At 48.4% G+C, this 17,460-nt stretch carries 8 protein-coding genes and 1 pseudogene; 8 read left to right on the top strand and 1 reads right to left on the bottom strand.

The features are described from left to right. Window positions 1-140: 140 nt before the first annotated feature. Window positions 141-686 carry an N-acetyltransferase family protein gene (locus ACIFO6_RS17650; RefSeq protein ID WP_430042406.1) on the bottom strand — a complete coding sequence of 182 codons (546 nt, stop codon included), beginning with the start codon at window positions 684-686 and terminating at the stop codon, window positions 141-143. A gap of 751 nt (window positions 687-1,437) precedes the next feature. Between ACIFO6_RS17650 and ACIFO6_RS17655 the strand changes: the two genes are divergently transcribed. From ACIFO6_RS17655 to ACIFO6_RS17690, 8 genes and pseudogenes are all read left to right on the top strand, one after another. After that, window positions 1,438-5,463, top strand: coding sequence for a DUF5695 domain-containing protein (locus ACIFO6_RS17655; protein ID WP_430042408.1), 4,026 nt, complete (start codon window positions 1,438-1,440; stop codon window positions 5,461-5,463). A 117-nt stretch (window positions 5,464-5,580) separates the two neighbouring features. Beyond that, a pseudogene (locus ACIFO6_RS17660) lies at window positions 5,581-5,910 on the top strand (alpha-glucosidase/alpha-galactosidase); the annotation flags it as partial. A 486-nt stretch (window positions 5,911-6,396) separates the two neighbouring features. Beyond that, complete coding sequence (locus tag ACIFO6_RS17665) at window positions 6,397-7,341, top strand: copper amine oxidase N-terminal domain-containing protein (protein ID WP_430042409.1); 945 nt, start codon at window positions 6,397-6,399, stop codon at window positions 7,339-7,341. A gap of 4 nt (window positions 7,342-7,345) precedes the next feature. Then, a complete protein-coding gene (locus tag ACIFO6_RS17670; protein WP_430042411.1) occupies window positions 7,346-10,567 on the top strand; it encodes a DUF5704 domain-containing protein in 3,222 nt (1,073 codons plus the stop codon). A 321-nt stretch (window positions 10,568-10,888) separates the two neighbouring features. Next, the gene (locus ACIFO6_RS17675; RefSeq protein WP_430042413.1) at window positions 10,889-11,773 is read left to right on the top strand and encodes a LysR family transcriptional regulator; all 885 of its coding nucleotides are present in this window, start codon (window positions 10,889-10,891) and stop codon (window positions 11,771-11,773) included. 195 nt (window positions 11,774-11,968) lie between these two features. Then, window positions 11,969-13,189, top strand: coding sequence for a M20 family metallopeptidase (locus tag ACIFO6_RS17680; RefSeq protein ID WP_430042414.1), 1,221 nt, complete (start codon window positions 11,969-11,971; stop codon window positions 13,187-13,189). After that, a complete protein-coding gene (locus ACIFO6_RS17685; RefSeq protein ID WP_430042417.1) occupies window positions 13,186-14,604 on the top strand; it encodes a YfcC family protein in 1,419 nt (472 codons plus the stop codon). Before ACIFO6_RS17680 ends, ACIFO6_RS17685 begins: the two co-directional genes overlap by 4 nt. Window positions 14,605-14,836: 232 nt before the next feature. Beyond that, window positions 14,837-17,287 carry a rhamnogalacturonan lyase gene (locus tag ACIFO6_RS17690; protein ID WP_430042418.1) on the top strand — a complete coding sequence of 817 codons (2,451 nt, stop codon included), beginning with the start codon at window positions 14,837-14,839 and terminating at the stop codon, window positions 17,285-17,287. Window positions 17,288-17,460: the final 173 nt, after the last annotated feature.

Below are 17,460 nucleotides of genomic sequence, written 5' to 3' on the forward strand. Positions count from 1 at the left end.
CAGCACCATTCCGCCCACTCCGTTCTTGTTCAACTTGGTTTATTCTTGATCAGACAGATAATCCTAAACGTTACAGGTAAAAAGGCATAACATGCACAACAAAGCTCCCGTGATGATTCACAGGAGCTTTATTGCTGAAATTATTCATTGAATCGTCCCATCATAACTGTGTTGTGGTACTTACCGTCGGACAGAATTTTGTCTTTTTTTAATATACCTTCGATCTCAAACCCCAGTTGTTTATACAGTGCAATGGCCTTATCGTTTGTTTCTAAAACATTCAACGACATTTTTTGAATGTCATTGGAATCAGCCCAGTCGATAGATGCTTTCAGCAGATTTTTTCCCATACCATATCCCCAAAATTCTTTACAAACACAGACTCCAAATTCTACTTTATGAGCGAATCTATTTAAATAAACTCCTTCGCATCTTGAAAACCCCACGATTTGATCACCAACTACAGCAACTAAAAATAAATTTCTTGGTTTTACAGTGTCCGTTTGTATAATCTGTTCAAACCCCGATGCATCTATAAATGCCTCCCCTTGCTCTCTATCCAAATTCTCTGTCTCTCCATCAATTTGTAATCTTAATTCAGATAAATCTGCCGCATCCTTGTCGATTGCCGATCTAACAGTATAATTTAGTCCATTCACATAAAATTCTTGTTTGTTAATGATCATGATATACTCCATTCCTATTTCGGCTTATATAGAGATTGCAATATTATTTACTGGGAAATATAAACAACCGTATGTATAATAAGCATTATATCACTTTATTTTAAAAAGAAGATGGTCCCTGCAAGTAAAAGGTAACACTACTGGATAAAATAATAATTCTATTGATTAAGGAGTTGAGCGAGAAATATGGTTAATATAAACTCAAGGAAATGGGCTTAATTGGTGCGATTTTCGTTACATTAACCATTATTTTTGTTTGTTCTTATCAAGTTTATCAAAACGTAGGAACTGTCCATAGTCAAAAATAAAAAGAATCATCTATGCCGGGAATTTCCCAAACACCTATGATTCTCATTCAGCTATACATATTTTTACCAACTGTGATTTTGATTAGATTGCCAATCGTGATTCGAAGGTGAATTGATCCTGAATTGCCGTTGATAAACTACTTACATCAGCACACGCCTCGCGAAAAGCTGGTTTGTAACTTTTACAGGCTTCTCCCCTTTACATCCCTATTCCAATAAAAAAATCCCGTTACAACAGCGATCGGAAGAACAATTTGCACTCATCCCCCTATTAGGTTGAAATCCTATATAAATCGGTTGAAAATGTTGATTTTACCAATGGACAAGTATTTGTACAATGGAGTTGTAGCGCTTACATTTCCAAGGAGGTTGCGGCGAAATGAAGAGAGTTCAGGTGATTGGCAAGCAAATCAGGACCCCAGGATCCAAAAGGAGGCGTGTTGATGAAATTTAAAGGAATATTGGCGGCATTTTTGTTTTTAACCGCGGGTTCTGTACTATTTGGGACGCATACGGCGGAGGCCTATGAACTATCCAATGACAAGCTAACGATTCAGACAGGCGAGCATGGCGAAATTTCATCCATCCGTATCAAGGGAGATGCCTTCCCGACAGAGTACGTGATGAACGCAACGGTAACACCCGAGCAGAATACGGCGGATCATCAATGGCTCGGTGAACTGATGTTCACGTACCGATTGGACGAAGGCAGCTGGACGAAGGCTTGGACGAACAAGTCGGCAGACGCGCGCAAAATCACGACCAGTGGCAACCGCGTTACCGTTACGTATGAGAATTCAAGCAACGCAGAAGGCATTCGCAATTTTAAAGTCATCGAAACGTATTCGGCGGAGTCGAACGGTTCGGTGTTGTGGAATATACAGGTACAGAACACAAGTGGCAAAAAGTTGGAGATTGGCGATTTCGGTTTGCCTTTGCCTTTTAATGAGCAGTGGACCAACGGAGATGCGATTTACGAAACGAGGGTCGTGACGCATTCCTTTGTCGGCAACAACAGCTCCTATATTACGGCTGGACGTCCCAGCGGCATTGGTTCTTCCCTGCTATTGATACCTGATTCCTCGACGGGTGCTGGTTTCGAGTATCAGGATCACTGGCGGGATGAGGAGCATCCGGGCAGCAAATGGGCCTGGAATCCGGCGAATGAAGGCAAATGGCTGGAGGGACTGAATGTATTTTATATTCACTCCAACGTAATTAAGTCCACCAACCGTGGATATTTGCCCAACACAAGTCTGGTCCTGAACCCCGGCCAAAGCCGCAACTATGGCTTCAAGTTTCTGGCGGTGAAGGACGAGCATGATGTGAAGGATACGCTGTATCAAGAAAACCTGGTGGATACAACGGTTGTACCGGGCATGATCGTGCCTACGAATCAGAAGGCAAAAGTGGACCTGCGCACCAAGCAGACGATCAGCAAGGTAACCTATCCAGATGGAACCGTCATTCCGCAGACGGACAGCAAGACTGGAGGGCACCACATTTATGAGCTGAAATTCACCAAGCTGGGTCCAAACTTCATCACGGTGGAGTACGGAAACGGCAACAAGTCGGTTTTACAGTTTTATGCCATCGAGCCGATTGATTTGGCGCTGCAACGGCACGCTACGTTTATGGTAGATAAAACCCAGTGGAATGTACCGGGTGATCTGCGCGACAAGGTCTTTGACGATTGGATGATGCATAACAAATCCAAGCGCAACATTTTCAATGGATACTGGGGCTGGGGTGATGATTGGGGGCTGACTCACGGACAGTTCCTGGCTGAGAAAAACACACTTACTCCGGTTGCCAAAGAGGTACGGGCGGTAGACGATTATTTGGAGACGGCGATCTGGACGAATCTGATGAACGGCCATCATGAGGATTATCTGATTCATGATTTCCTGATGCCGGAGCCGAACGATACACCAACCTATCGGGGGTACGCATACCCTCATGTGTACAACACCTATTTCAGCATGTACAAGATTGCGAAGGAATACCCCGATCTTGTCACTTACAAGCAGCCGAAGGAAACGTATTTGCTGCGGGCGTATAACATTTTCAAAGCATTGTACGAAGGGCCAGTCGCGTACAACTGGGAAACGGGCTTGATGGGCGAACTGACCACACCGGATATTATCCAGGCACTTCATGATGAAGGCTATGACGATGAGGCGAACGATCTCAAGGAAAAAATGAATCGCAAATATAACAATTTTAAAAACACAAAATATCCTTACGGCTCCGAATACAGCTACGATAACACTGGGGAAGAGGCCGTATATACGTTAGCCAAGCAGAATATAGATACAGAGGGCGAGCAAAGCAAAGCGCTGGAAATGATGAGTAAAATCAATGCTAAAACCCGTGCAGCACGCGGACATATGCCCATTTGGTACTACTATACCGATCCGGTGACGATTACCGGGGAGAACTGGTTTAACTTCCAGTACACGACTTCGCTTGCCGGATATGCGATGGACGACTGGATACGGCACCATGAGGACAATCACCGCGAGGAACAACAGCGTCTGTCCTATGCAGCTAAAATCGCCAATGTGGGGGCGATTAATTCCGGGCAAATCAGTTCGGACCCTGAGAACATCGGGGCAGTCGCATGGACGTATCAGGCGGAAAAAGGTAACCAGGGAACAAACGGCACCGGAGGCGGTAAAAATGTTCCGCTCTTTAACGGCTGGCGCGGTATGAGCGGCGAGGCGGATCTTGGACTATTCGGTGCGCTCAAAACGCTAAGTGCCGACATTGCAGTAGATCCGATCTTCGGATTGACGGGCTATGGTGCAGAGGTAAGCAAAAGCGGTAACGTGTATGCGATTAAGCCGCTGGACGGCCTGTTCAAGCGGGTCAACCTGATCACGGAAAAGCTGTATATCGAGCTGGACAGGGACCAATATACAGAAGCCAAGCTGGCAACATCCAAGGATTATGTATGGCTCCAGCTGAAAAATCAAACGCCAGGCCAAGCACATTCCACGTACGTTACATTTGATGGCTTGAAGAAGGGAACGTATTTGGTTAAGGTGGGCGGACAATCGCAAGGTAAATTTAATGCGTATGCACCTACCAACAAGCTGAAATTGGATATGGGCACAGCCTCTTCCTACACGGTGGAGCTGACACCAACGACGCCTGATCCGAACAAGGCGCCTGTCGTAGATGCGGGTAAAGCGTCCAAGGTGAAGCTGCCGGATCCAATCATTTTGAAAGGTACGGCTGTGGATGATGGACTTCCGCAAGGCAAGGTTACAAGCGAGTGGAGTCTGGTCGAAGGGCCACAGAATGCCAAGGTCACATTTAGCAGTAAAGCATCGCTGCGTACGAAGGTGGACGTTTCCGAGCCGGGAACGTATATATTCAAGCTGACAGCCAGCGATTCGCTGTTGTCTGCGGAGGCCAGAGTGAGCGTAATCGTAGAACCTGCGGCTCCGTTACTTGAACAGCTTGCGTTGTATAAGTTTGATGAAACCAGCGGTTCTGTTGCTGCGGATTCGTCGGACAGTCACAATGATGCTGTCGTGAAGGGTACGGCTGCATGGGCTGCAGGGAAAAAAGGCAATGCCGTCAGCCTCAATGGCAAGGACAGCTATGTACAGCTTCCAGCGGGCATCGTGAGCCGGACACAGCAGTTGACCGTATCCGGTTGGGTCAAGGCGAACAGCCTGAGCGATTATGTACGGATTTTTGACTTCGGCTCCGGGACGAATGAATATATGTTCCTCACGCCCAAAGCCGGAAATACGATGCTGTTTGCGATTACCAACCAAGGCAACGGGCAGGGGCAGGAACAGACGATTGAGGCTCCTGTGCTGTCGACAGGGGTGTGGAAGCACGTTGCGGTCACGCTTTCGGGCTCCACAGGTATTTTGTATGTGGATGGTAAAGAAGTGGGACGCAATACCAGCCTGACCTTGAATCCTACCAGTCTGGGCCAGACGAAAAATAATTTTATTGGCAAGTCTCAGTACCCTGATCCGTATTTTAACGGTCTGGTGGATGAATTCCGCATCTACAGCCGCGCTCTGAATGCTTCCGAGGTAGCAGGTCTGGCTTCCGGTACAGCACAGAGCCTGACGGGAGCCGAGAAAATCACGGCTATAAAAGAAGTAAACGTGACGACACGTGCGGGTGAAAAACCTGAACTGCCGAGCGTGGTGGAAGCTACGTATGGAGAAGACTCCACCAAGTGGATAGCTGTAGAGTGGGAAAATATTGATCCTGCACAATATGCTACTCCGGGTTCATTTGAATTGAAGGGCAATGTAGAAGGAACAGAATTGAAGGCGATTGCCAAGGTGACCGTAATCGAGGCGGGGGCCCCTGTCAACTCCGGTACTCCGGAAACGCCAACAACTCCGGTTAACTCCGTAACACCTGAAACACCTGCTCCTGTCAGCTCTGCTAAATCAGCAGGGGGATCACGATTTGGAGTAAACAGCGAATAGCTCTTGTTAAATAACCTTTCCCACCATCACTTTCTTCCTGCAAAGGGGAGAGTAGCGGTGGGTATTCTTGCATTTGGAGTACAAAGCTGCGAAACGAATGTGAATGGGAGAAAAGGCATGAGCAAGATTACATTTCTGGGTGCAGGCAGCACGGCATTTGCCAAAAATGTGCTTGATGATTGTATGCTGACACCTGCTTTGCAGGGCTTTGAGCTGGCGTTGTTCGATATTGGCCCCGGAAGGCTGAAGGATTCGAAACATATTTATCCAATTTTAAAAAAACGACGGGGAGTGGCTGTACTGACGAATGTGATGAACGTACACGGCGGCGTCCGTAAGGTGGGGCTGTGTCATAGCGTGCAGGCGTGTATACCGGAGCTGTTCAAAAGCTTCGGGCTGGAGCAGGAAGGCGTGAAGGAGAAAATAGCATGCATCAATCATATGGCGTGTATGAGCAGCTATATCAAGCTGGGAGTTCAGGTGTGCATGTATGATCTTTGAGATGTTTCGTGAGAAAAAAGTAACGTTTGATTTTTAGTCAGTTATGATTTATGATGTAAGAAATATTGGATGATGCTGGAACAAGTATTATCGTATGAACTGATATATTTATCGTATTTTGCGCGTGAAGCACACGGGCTGTTTCTTCCTTAACAGGGGAGAGGCAGCCCTTTTTTGTTGAGATTTTGGGGAAAGGCAATAACTCGAACGAGCTAGTCTTCTGAATATTAGGGGAATAAAACTTTGGTCAATGTAGCCTGGCTTTTTTTAGAATGCTTTATATTAGAAGTTTTCTTATAGATTTTGTGACAGGGAAAACATATAATATATAAGTTGTATCCAGTATTTTCCGAAAGTGGGGATGCGATAAGTTCGTGGGATTTGGCTTGGTATACATAGTTTATAGTTTAAGCAGACAAAGGGGATCGAGAGATGAGTATGAAAAAATGGATGTTGAGTTTGACCGCAGTCACGTTACTTTGGGGAGCAACAGGTACAATTCCTACGACGGAAGCAGCAAGCAGCCCCAAACCGATTGAAGTCTTATTGAATGCGAAAAAAATTCAATTCCCGGACGCTAAGCCTTTTCAGGATGAGAACGATTATGTGATGGTTCCCATTCGTTTTGTATCCGAAGCGCTGGGGGCTAAGGTAGGCTGGGAAAAAAATGGTGGTCAGTTGGCCGTGTCGATTAAGAATGACGCACATGCGGTCAACATGACGGTTGGACAGAACACGGCTACCGTGGACGGACAGACCAAGACGTATGAGACGAAGATTATTTTGAAACAGAACCGTACTTTTGTACCGCTGCGGCTAGTAAGTGAGGGCTTGGGACAGACGGTGGAATGGGATAAGGTTAGCCGCTGGGTTTGGATTGGGAAGAAGGAGATTGCTGCGCTGGAGGATACGGGGCATCAGGCGGTGAGCATTGAGCCGTATAAGAAGGCTATTGGTACAACACCAGGTCTTTTAAAAAATGTTATTGGCCAGCCATACGATAAAGTGGTGATTTTCAAACGATATGATTTGCCTGTTAAGATGCTGCGCGATATATATTCAATTGAGCCTTACACAACTTCTAAAGGTGTACCATACCTACAGATGAGAGTGAAAACAAATTCTACTTCAGGAGGGGTTTTTTACTTAACAAAGAATAAAGACGCACGTCTTCGTCCTGTACTAGAACAAATGACGCAAGATAACGGGGACGGTACGAAAATGGTTTATTACCCGATCTATTCGTCTGCTGATGAGCTGTACTTAGGGATTAAAAACTATAAATCCTTTAAGTTACAAGACATTGAGTATATTGGTTTTGACCTCGCATCGAGGAACTATATCCCGATGATGATTAATCCGTGGAAAGGATATTAATCATATGAGTAACACCAAGCTCATTTTGGCCATATTGCTGGTGGGGGTACTGCTATTGTTGCAGATCCCTCCTTTTTATTTACCCACCGACAAGGCGGCAGCCAATACGGAAATCACACCATTGTCTTATTATGCGGATAAAAATGATCGCTATTTTGTCGGCATGATGTATTTCGATATGTGGAAGAACATAGCCGGGGAATGGGTAACCCAAAAGAAGCAGCCCGGAAAGGGTATGCAGGGTGAAGCGACTTTCACTTACAAGTTTCAGTTTCCGGGCCGTAAAATCAAGAACGTTACCGCTCGCTTATATACGACAGCTGATTATATGAGCCATGGTGACTATTTTGTTAAATCTCGATCTGATAATTATGAGGAATATGCGAGACATATGAGTAAGGGGACAAAAGATTCAGATATCCGTTCCTTTCAAAAACAGGGAATTGGTTCAGAAACTACTATCATCCCAATAACTGTAAACATGAAACTTGATCCAGTAGATCAGGCTCGCAACATCAAGGAAGAAAGCTGCCCCACCTGCGCCAAAGAGGTCGAAGCCTGGCGTATCTACCAGCCCATCCTCTTCAAAATAGAACTGGACAGCGGACTCATCGTCAAGCATTTTACTACTGATGGAAAATCTCTTAACTACGTATTTACACCAATAGAAGATGAGCTGAAACCTGATCAATCGTATGACTTCACCCCGCCAACCGATCCCAGATATGAGTATGTTGGCTACAAAAAAAGTACCACGGGTAATCCGCCGAGCGAAGACATTTTGCCGGGAAATGTACCCGGATTTACCTATAACGGCTCTTTCGAGAAATTTACAGCTTACTTATATTATAAGGAGCTAGAGACGATAGAGCAGCCCCCAGCAGGAGTCACCTGCACCCGACCTACGCCAAGCGGCAGCCAGTCGGACAAATACCTCGACCCAATGGCTTCAGGTGTTATTAAAGCCGATCAGCGGGGCGCGTCGCGTTTTGATGTAGCCAAGGGCATTCCAACCTCCGAAAGCCTGTATGGAAACGTGTTGGCCCGAAATTACCTGTTCCAGAATACCTTCCAGCAGCTCAAAGGCGAATGCACCTACAACGTCAAGCTGAAGCGCACGTATGATCTGGAATGGGAGGATATCAACGATACCCGGCATATGAAGGTCGTGGAGTATTACAAATACGAAATTGTAAAACCGTACTCTTACTGGAGGATCGACAACCTCGAAGTGTACGGCATCAAGAACGCGCAGCTTCGCAACTATGCACTGCCGGGAGGAAGCATTACGATTCCACCGCGTAATTATACGCCGCCAGCGTTGGAATCTGCGACCAACGGGAAATACTATCCGGCTCCTTCACCGGGCATTATCGACGGCGGATCACTTTATATTTATGGCGGCAAGAGTATGCCGAAGGTGCCCAATGAACAAAGGTCATTGGAGCCTGTGGCCCAGAAGGCTACACCAGACGTGGAAGTGGAGAACGATACCGTGAAATTCAACGGTCAAACGATCATGGACCACCAGCGTGTCAAGGAAAAAGGCCCAACTCCTGGGAAAATCCCCGAACCCGCAAAAATCGGGCCGGATACCCTCTACAGTCCGGGCCATGTGATTGAAAAGCACAAGACAAATAAGCCCAATACGCCTGGTAGCGGTGATATCACCTATGCGATTCTCAAAGGAAATATCAATGGCGGTGCAGATAAAATTTTGCCGATTCAAGGGATCAATACCGTGACTGTCCATACGCCCGTGGTGAATCTTTCAAGCGTATCAGACGATGCGGCTCACAACCAGAAAACCCAACCGACGAAAGGTCGATCGGCGCTCATTCTGGAACGGCCTTTCCGCGTGACGATCTCAACGGCCGGCCCGCATCTGAATATTCCCGGCTATGGTGATCGGGAGTATGCCAAATATGTGCGAACCAAGCAGGTGCGATTTCCGTTTGATGTGTACGACAAGGGGAAAACGCAGTTCTATCTGCGTGGAACTTGGATCGACATTCCGGTAAGGCAATTGGACACCGACTTCTATTTGCCCGTATGGGTGGATGAAGGGAACTATACCGTCGAGTTTCGGACTATTGCGGAAAACGCACCGGACGGCTTCACTGAGCAGCGACATGCCAATACGGATATCGCGCATCATGTCGCCAATGATGTGGTAGAGATCGAGGTCATCGGACGGATGTATGATTTTCATATCACGGATATTGCCGACTACCATTGGGAGCGGGTGTTCCGACAGCGCAAAGGAAGCCCGGTGCATAGCGGTCTGTCCTATTGGACGGGACTAGGCAACATCGACGGACTGCCAAGGGGGAATCAGGAGCCGTTTACCTTGCCTGTCCGTCCCGGCAGTCATCCGCATGAAGGCTACCCAAATGTGGCGATCAAGACAGGCTACCATTTCAAGTTTGACCTCAAAACGAAAGGGAATATGTTCAGCGCTAAGGACGGTATCCGCATCACGCCATCATTTTATTGGGTGAGCAAGGAGGGTCGTCAGCGGGAAGAGGTAGAACTGTATACACATGTGGGAAGCCGCAAGTTCATCCGATTGGGATCGGCGGAGGATCGGGAGAAGCGATATGTCATTTTAAATGAGCGGCTGCGTAATGTACCGACGGAGGAAATGCAGGATACAGCAGCCTACCAATACAAGCATGAGCTGAGTGAAGCACAACAGGGTCATTCGACGCTGGAACGCTATGTTTCCCTGTATGCCCAGCGTATCACGCGCAGCAAGACGTGGATCGGCCGCTATGATTGGCTGGTGCTGCCTGCGGCGGTCCGTACCTTGATCGGTCCCAAGACGGACCTGCCGGATGGAGTCGATGTGGATCGTGCCAATGCGTCGATTCAGCGCTGGTATGGCGAATATAGCCTGCCTGCTGATGTATACGTGGTTCCTAAAGGGACGGATTTACGTGAAGAAAGCCGTCGCCGGGAGCTAAACGAGCATGCGAGCATATTCAAGAAAACGGGCTACATCATTGTGAACTTCAATGTGGAGTCGCTCCGTCAGGGGGATACCGAGCACCCACATTTGCAGTATATTAACGGCCCGCTGCTGAACCAGTGGCAACTGGAAGGCTACCGGAGAGAAGTGAAAAATCCGTACGGGCAACCCTTTCATTTGCAGGATGGGGATGCAGTGTTTTATCATGCAGACCAGTCGAGCCGGGATGATTTCAGCTCCTTTGTTCCACATTAAGACCCCAAAAGAAGCTCACTTGATGAGAGATGCTTTCCATCCTTCGGTGAGCTTCTTTTATGTAAGCTGAACTGAAAAAATGTACATGTAAAACGGAGTAGGCGGAAGGGTGCTGTACAAGCGAAGCGGTCGCTTTAAAATCGAGTTCCTTTTGCAAAAACGGATTGGAGATGGGACAGGGATCATTTTGCCGGATTTAACCGGGTCTTTGCCCATGCCCTTCATGCGGTATAATAGACCGATACGTCTGTGGGCTTTTTTCCTGCGGAGAACACAAGAACGTATGAACAAGGGAACAATATAACGAAAGGAGTGACGATGATGGATGAAAAGGATTGCCTGATGTTGTGCTACATTGCAGAAGAATATAGTCTGAAACGTGCCGCTGAGCGTTTGTATATTACACAGCCCGCCTTGACCTACCGTCTGAACCAAATGGAAAAGGAGTTCGGGGTGCCGATTATCGTACGCGGGAACAGAGGAACGAAGCTGACCATGGAAGGGGAACGACTGGCTGAGTATGCCAAACGAAATTTAAGAGAATTGACCGAATTAAAAGAAGCCGTTATTCACCTGAGAGGCGAGGTAAAAGGGACGCTGCGGTTAGGGATTTCAAGCTACTACGGGCACTACAAGCTGCCGCCGATTCTGAAAAGCTTTAAAGATATTTATCCTGACGTGCAATTTTCGGTTACCTGCGGACTCAGCGCAGAAATTTATGAAATGCTCCGTGGAGATGAAATTCATCTGGGCGTCATTCGCAATGATTACCCTTGGTCTGAGGGAAAGCAGCTTCTATCGGAGGAGCATATTTGTGTGATCTCCCAAGAGGCCGTAGAGCTTGAGCAATTGCCGGAGCTTCCAATGATTCGTTATAAGGACCCGGGCAAGCCGCAGCATTCCGGCCACATGTATTCCTCGTTTAACGAATCGGTGCAGGCGTGGTGGAGTGAGATGCTGGGCAGGCCGCCACGAGTTTCCATGGAGGTGGACAGCTACGAAACCTGTAAGGAAATGGTCCGACACGGATTGGGATATTCCATCGTACCCGAAATATTTGTCTCTCCAAAGGATGAATTATATGCATTTAACTTAGTTCGCAAGAATGGGGAGCCTGTCCTGCGTCGAACATGGATGTTGTATAAAAATAAATCCAGTCATCTTATGGCAGTGGAAAGATTTGTAGAATGGATGCTCCATTCTTGACGTGATAAAGGCAGCAAATATACGTAATTTTTGGTGTGAAATGACGTATTTCAAGAGATGTCATGTCATATATAAAATAATTTTAAGGGTAAACCCAAAAAATATTAAATTTACTTCACTGGCATTCGCTTATACAATGTTGAATATTGATTGTATATTTATTCGTTATGACGAATGAAAGGCGGCATTCCATTGATGAACTCAACAGCGAACGGACATAATGGCAAAACGCCATCCCATGAAAAGATTATGAAGGCTGTAGATACGAAGGATCACGAATTACGGGAGCTTGCCCGAACAATACATAAACATCCTGAGCTAAGCTTTCATGAATATCAGGCACAGGGCTGGCTCACCCATACACTGGAACAGGCTGGTTTTGCTGTGGAAAAAGGCATTGCCGGACTGGAGACCTCCTTCCGTGCGGAATGGGAAGGGACATCCGGCGGACCCACAATCGCTCTGCTGGCTGAATATGATGCACTTCCAGCCATCGGACATGCCTGTGGACACAACCTGATTTGTACCGCATCAGTGGGGGCCGCTATAGCCCTCAAGGAAGCGATGCCGGATCTGCCCGGACGCATCGTGGTGTTAGGCACACCAGCCGAGGAGGAGGGCGGCGGCAAAATCATCATGTGCGAGCATGGCGTATTCGACGGCATAGACGCTGTAATGATGGTGCATCCGCAGAGCAAAACGATGGTTTTGCGCGGGGGATTGGCCTGCGTGGATGCCACGTTTACATTTCATGGCAAGCAGGCCCATGCCGCTTCCTCCCCGGAGAAGGGCATCAGCGCACTGGATGCCATGATTAATGCCTTTGTGGCGATTAATTCAGTTCGCCAGTTTGTCACCAGCGACGTGCGTATCCACGGCATTATTACAAAAGGCGGGGATGCCCCGAATGTGGTGCCGGAGCTGTGCGAGGCCGTATTTATTTTGCGGGCGCAAAATAAATACGGCCTGGCAGAAGTGCGGAGCAAGGTGTATCGCGCTGTTCGTGCGGCGGCAGAAGGTATGGGCGCCACCGTGGACATTGCCGAGGGACTTATTTATGCGGAGCGCAATACGAATAAGAGATTGGCCGCTTTGTTCCAGAACAATCTGGAACAGCTCGGTTTGGAGGTTCACGAGCCGCCTGCGCAAGGGGGCATCGGTTCGTCGGATATCGGCAATGTCAGCCAGATTACCGCAGCGATTCATCCTTACATCCGATTGGGGGACGCATCCACGCATACGCCGGAATTTGCCCAGCTTGCGGGAGCGGAGGAAGGCATGATTGAAATGAACTATGCCGCCAAAGCGCTGGCCTTAACGGCTTATGATCTCGTGACCGATCCGCTGGCTTTGAGAGAGGTACGGACTGAATTTGAACAGTGGCAAGCGCAGAGAAACGGGGGAGCATCCGAATGAGTAGCAACACGGCCGTACCGAGCGGCCCGAAAAAATGGCTGAAAATGCCGCATACCTTTGTCATTCTTATTTTTCTGACCTTAGTGGCCGGGATATTGACCTATGTCGTGCCCGCCGGAGAGTTTGAACGGGTTAAAAATGAAACAACCGGCAAAACCCTTCTCATCCCCGGTTCGTACGCTCATGTCGATCCGAATCCGGTTACGCTGTGGGATATTCCGAAATCCATCGTATCGGGTCTGGTCGATTCTGCCGATGTGGTCTTTTTCATTCTGATCATCGGCGGTGTTTTTCAGATTATTACGTCCTCGGGGACGATTGAGGCTGTGACGGGAAGGGTAGCGAGGTCTTTTTCCAACAAAGGGATATGGGTGATTCCGGTATTTATTACCCTGTTTTCCGTGGGTGGCTTTACGATGGGCATGTCCACCGAGGTTATGGTATTCGTGCCGATTGGTATTGCTATCGCCAGGGCGCTGAAGTTTGATGCGATGACGGGTACGGCCATGATTTCACTGGGGGCTTCCTGTGGATTTACTGCCGGGCTGCTGAATCCGTTTAATGTCGGCTTGGCACAGGCGATTGCGCAAATCCCTATTTTTTCAGGGCTGTGGCTTCGTGCCATCCTGTTAGTCATCCTGATCGTCATTACGAGCTTATATATTATGCGCTATGCCAGCAAAGTGAAGAAAAGCCCGGAAAGCAGCCTCGTTTACGAATTGGAAAAGAGCGCTGAAGACAAGCCGGTGGATCTATCCAATCTGCCTTCCATCCAGCTTAAGCATATCCTGATCATCTTGACCGTTGTCGTAAGCTTTGCGACGTTGATCTGGGGAGTGTCCAAAAAGGATTGGTGGATGGAAGAACTGGCTGCCCTGTTTCTTTCGATGGGAGTCATTTCCGGCTTTTGCGCAGGCTACGGGCCAAGTCGCATTGCGACAGAGTTTGCCAAAGGAGCCAAGGATATCACCTATGGTGCGCTGATTATCGGTTTTGCACGTTCCATCGTGGTTGTACTGGATCACGGCAGTGTGATTGACTCCATCGTTAACAGCCTTGCTATCATGGTGGGACATTTGCCTGAATCGGTACAAGTGCTGGGCATGTATGTGTTCCAAAACATTATGAACGTATTCATCACCTCCGGTTCGGGAATGGCCGCAACGACGATGCCGATTATGGTTCCACTGTCTGATCTGCTCGGCATTACACGCCAGACGACAGTGCTTGCCTTCCAGTTGGGAGATGGATTTTCGAACATGATTTTGCCTACTTCCTCAGCCTTAATGGGGAGCTTGGCCGTATCGGGTATTCCGTATCAGAAATGGGTTCGCTTCTTTTGGCCGCTACTGGCTGTCTGGTTCGTACTGGGTGCAGTATTGGTAGTTGTCGCTCAAATTATCGGATATCACTAACATAACTCTGTAAATACTTTTCAGCCCTCATCTTGCCGTGTTCGTACAGGCTTGGTGGGGGCTGTTTTATGCGAAACGGCAAACAACACGGATTTGTGAAGAGAAATCATCGGATTTTTAAACGCTTTGGGGAGAACGGCAAAACTATAATAATAAGGAATTTAAATTATGTAAGCGCAATCATTTTGGGTATTTGCTTGTCATCACAACACAATGGAGGAGGACGACTTGGATGGCTCAAAGGAAAGGCGCATGGCGAAAGGGAACCTTGACCGCCGCGTTGGCAACGATGCTGGCGATGACGGGTACAACGGTGGGGATGGCGGCAGAAGCTCCATCTGAACCGGAGCTTCAGGCAGCATCGGCTGTTGCTGTCGAACAGAACCGAAGTGGCAGCATCCAACTGGAAAAGCTGGATCGGGGACTGGTGGCTGCGGTGACACCGGAGGGTGTATTTTTAAGCTGGCGGCTGCTGGCGCAGGAAGTGAATGGTTACAGCCCAACGGGGCTGACAGGCGCGGATTTTAATGTATACCGTGACGGTAAAAAGATCGCGACGGTAACCGACAGCACCAACTATGTGGATAAAGAAGGAACCGGAAAAGCGGTGTACAGAGTAGCTTCGGTCGTGAATGGACGGGAAAAGGATCGCAGCGCCAAAGTGACGCCGTGGCAGCAGGGCTACTATGAGCTGCCTCTTCAAAAGCCCGCCGATGGCGTAACACCCGCAGGTGAGTCCTATACCTACTCTGCAAATGATATGAGTGTGGGGGATGTGGACGGAGACGGACAATATGAATTTTTTGTAAAATGGGACCCGTCGAACTCCAAGGACGTTTCTCAGAAGGGCTATACCGGAAATACGTATGTCGATGCATATACAGCCCAGGGCAAGCTGTTATATCGGATCGACCTGGGTGTGAATATTCGTTCAGGTGCCCATTATACACAGATGATGGTGTACGATTTTGATGGCGACGGCAAAGCTGAGCTGATGTTCAAAACGGCCCCGGGTACCAAAACGATTACTTTTGACAAGAAGGGCAAGCCGAAAAAAGAAACCTATATTACCCTGCCCCGTGAGGATCGCAAAGCAGGGATTACGCATAAGGACGATTACCGTTTAAGCCGCACGGATTATTACGAGCATGTGGTGAACATGTTCATGAACTGGACGAAGCATGAAGAAGTGGTCAAAGGGAAGTGGCCTGCTACGCTGGAGGAATGCTTTGGTATCGCTCCAAAGTATAGCTATCCGTTATCCCGTAAGGATGCGGAAAGCCTGACGGACTACTTTATGGATGTATACGCGCCTGCGCGGAGCGACAAAAACAAGCTGAGAGAGTTCGAAGGCTTCATTGTGGATGGACCGGAGTATTTGACCATTTTCAAAGGAAAAACGGGAGCAGAGCTGGACACCGTCCGCTATGAGCCAGAGCGTCATGACGATGGCCTCATGTGGGGCGATTACGCCATGGCCCGGATTGAACCCGCCAACCGGGTGGATCGTTTCCTGGCAGGGGTGGCTTACCTGGACGGCCGCAAGCCGTCTGCTGTGTTTGCACGCGGCTACTATACGCGCTCCACACTGATCACTTACACATGGGATGGTCGTCATCTCCAAAAGAACTGGATGGTGGACAGCGACTGGGCACCGATGACGAATCCGTTTAACGACAGCCCGCACGGGCGCGATGGAACGGACCCGAAATTCGGCACCTTGACCACACAGGGAGCGCATTCGCTGAGCGTCTCAGACGTAGATGGTGACGGCAAGGACGAAATCGTATACGGCTCTGCCACCATCGACCATGACGGCAGCCTGCTGTACAGCTCGTTCGATGTCATGCCTCCCGAAAGCGCGATTCCCGGCGAAACAGCCCGTTTGGGTCACGGCGATGCGCTGCATGTGACGGATATTGACCCGGATCGGCCGGGCAAAGAAATCTTTATGGTGCATGAGGGCGGCACCTATGCTCCTTATGGTTATTCCCTGCGGGATGCCAAAACGGGTAAAGTCATCTACGGCGGATATTCCGGCAAGGATACAGGCCGGGGAATGATCGGAGACATAGACCCGGATCAGCGAGGGCTGGAAACCTGGGCCATGGGCTTATGGACCGCTGCCGGCAAGCAACTGGATACCAAGATGCCTGGCACTAATATGAGTATCAAATGGGCAGCCGATATGACCACACAAATCGTAAACGGCGCGATTGATGTTACCCCAACCATTGAGGATTGGAAACGAGGAACATTATTGACCGCCACTGGAACCAAAACGAACAACTATACGAAAGGAACGCCATCGCTGGTAGCCGACATTTTCGGAGATTGGCGGGAAGAAATGCTCGTTCGCACAGCGGATAGCTCGGCGATCCGTATCTATTTGGGCACTGAGCCTACGACGCATAAATTGTATACACTGATGCATGACCCGCAATATCGGGTGGATGTGGCGCGTCAAAATACGGGCTATAACCAGCCATCCTATACGAGCTTTTATTTCGCATCCGATATGGATTGGGCGAATGTACCGATTCCCAAGCTCTACACGCCAAGAGCCGTAATTCAAGAAGAGAACAGCGATGAGGTGGATGAGGCAGAGACATCGGAGATGGATGGGAAGCAAATGAATACGGAGGAAGTAGAGGTAGAGTCAGCAGTACCAGCAGAGGAATAATGAACACTGGGAACGACAAGTAGGTTGATTACAATGGAATCGCAAGGAGAGACGTATTTACGTTCTCTCTTTTTTGCATATTTTTAATTGTGGCAGCAGAAATCTTTCATTTATTAGTTAGAAGGAGGGCGTTCAGAAGGGTATAATAAAATATAGTGCTGTATGACGATCAC

This window comes from Paenibacillus sp. NRS-1781, assembly GCF_050467745.1.
Taxonomy (GTDB): Bacteria; Bacillota; Bacilli; order Paenibacillales; family Paenibacillaceae; genus Paenibacillus; species Paenibacillus terrae_A.

Excerpts from the sequence above, each read along its gene's own strand:
- ACIFO6_RS17655 (WP_430042408.1), top strand. The coding sequence starts at position 1,438 with ATGAAATTTAAAGGAATATTGGCGGCATTTTTGTTTTTAACCGCGGGT.
- ACIFO6_RS17685 (WP_430042417.1), top strand. The coding sequence starts at position 13,186 with ATGAGTAGCAACACGGCCGTACCGAGCGGCCCGAAAAAATGGCTGAAA.
- ACIFO6_RS17690 (WP_430042418.1), top strand. The coding sequence starts at position 14,837 with ATGGCTCAAAGGAAAGGCGCATGGCGAAAGGGAACCTTGACCGCCGCG.
- ACIFO6_RS17665 (WP_430042409.1), top strand. The coding sequence starts at position 6,397 with ATGAGTATGAAAAAATGGATGTTGAGTTTGACCGCAGTCACGTTACTT.
- ACIFO6_RS17670 (WP_430042411.1), top strand. The coding sequence starts at position 7,346 with ATGAGTAACACCAAGCTCATTTTGGCCATATTGCTGGTGGGGGTACTG.
- ACIFO6_RS17680 (WP_430042414.1), top strand. The coding sequence starts at position 11,969 with ATGAACTCAACAGCGAACGGACATAATGGCAAAACGCCATCCCATGAA.
- ACIFO6_RS17675 (WP_430042413.1), top strand. The coding sequence starts at position 10,889 with ATGGATGAAAAGGATTGCCTGATGTTGTGCTACATTGCAGAAGAATAT.
- ACIFO6_RS17650 (WP_430042406.1), bottom strand. The coding sequence starts at position 686 with ATGATCATTAACAAACAAGAATTTTATGTGAATGGACTAAATTATACT.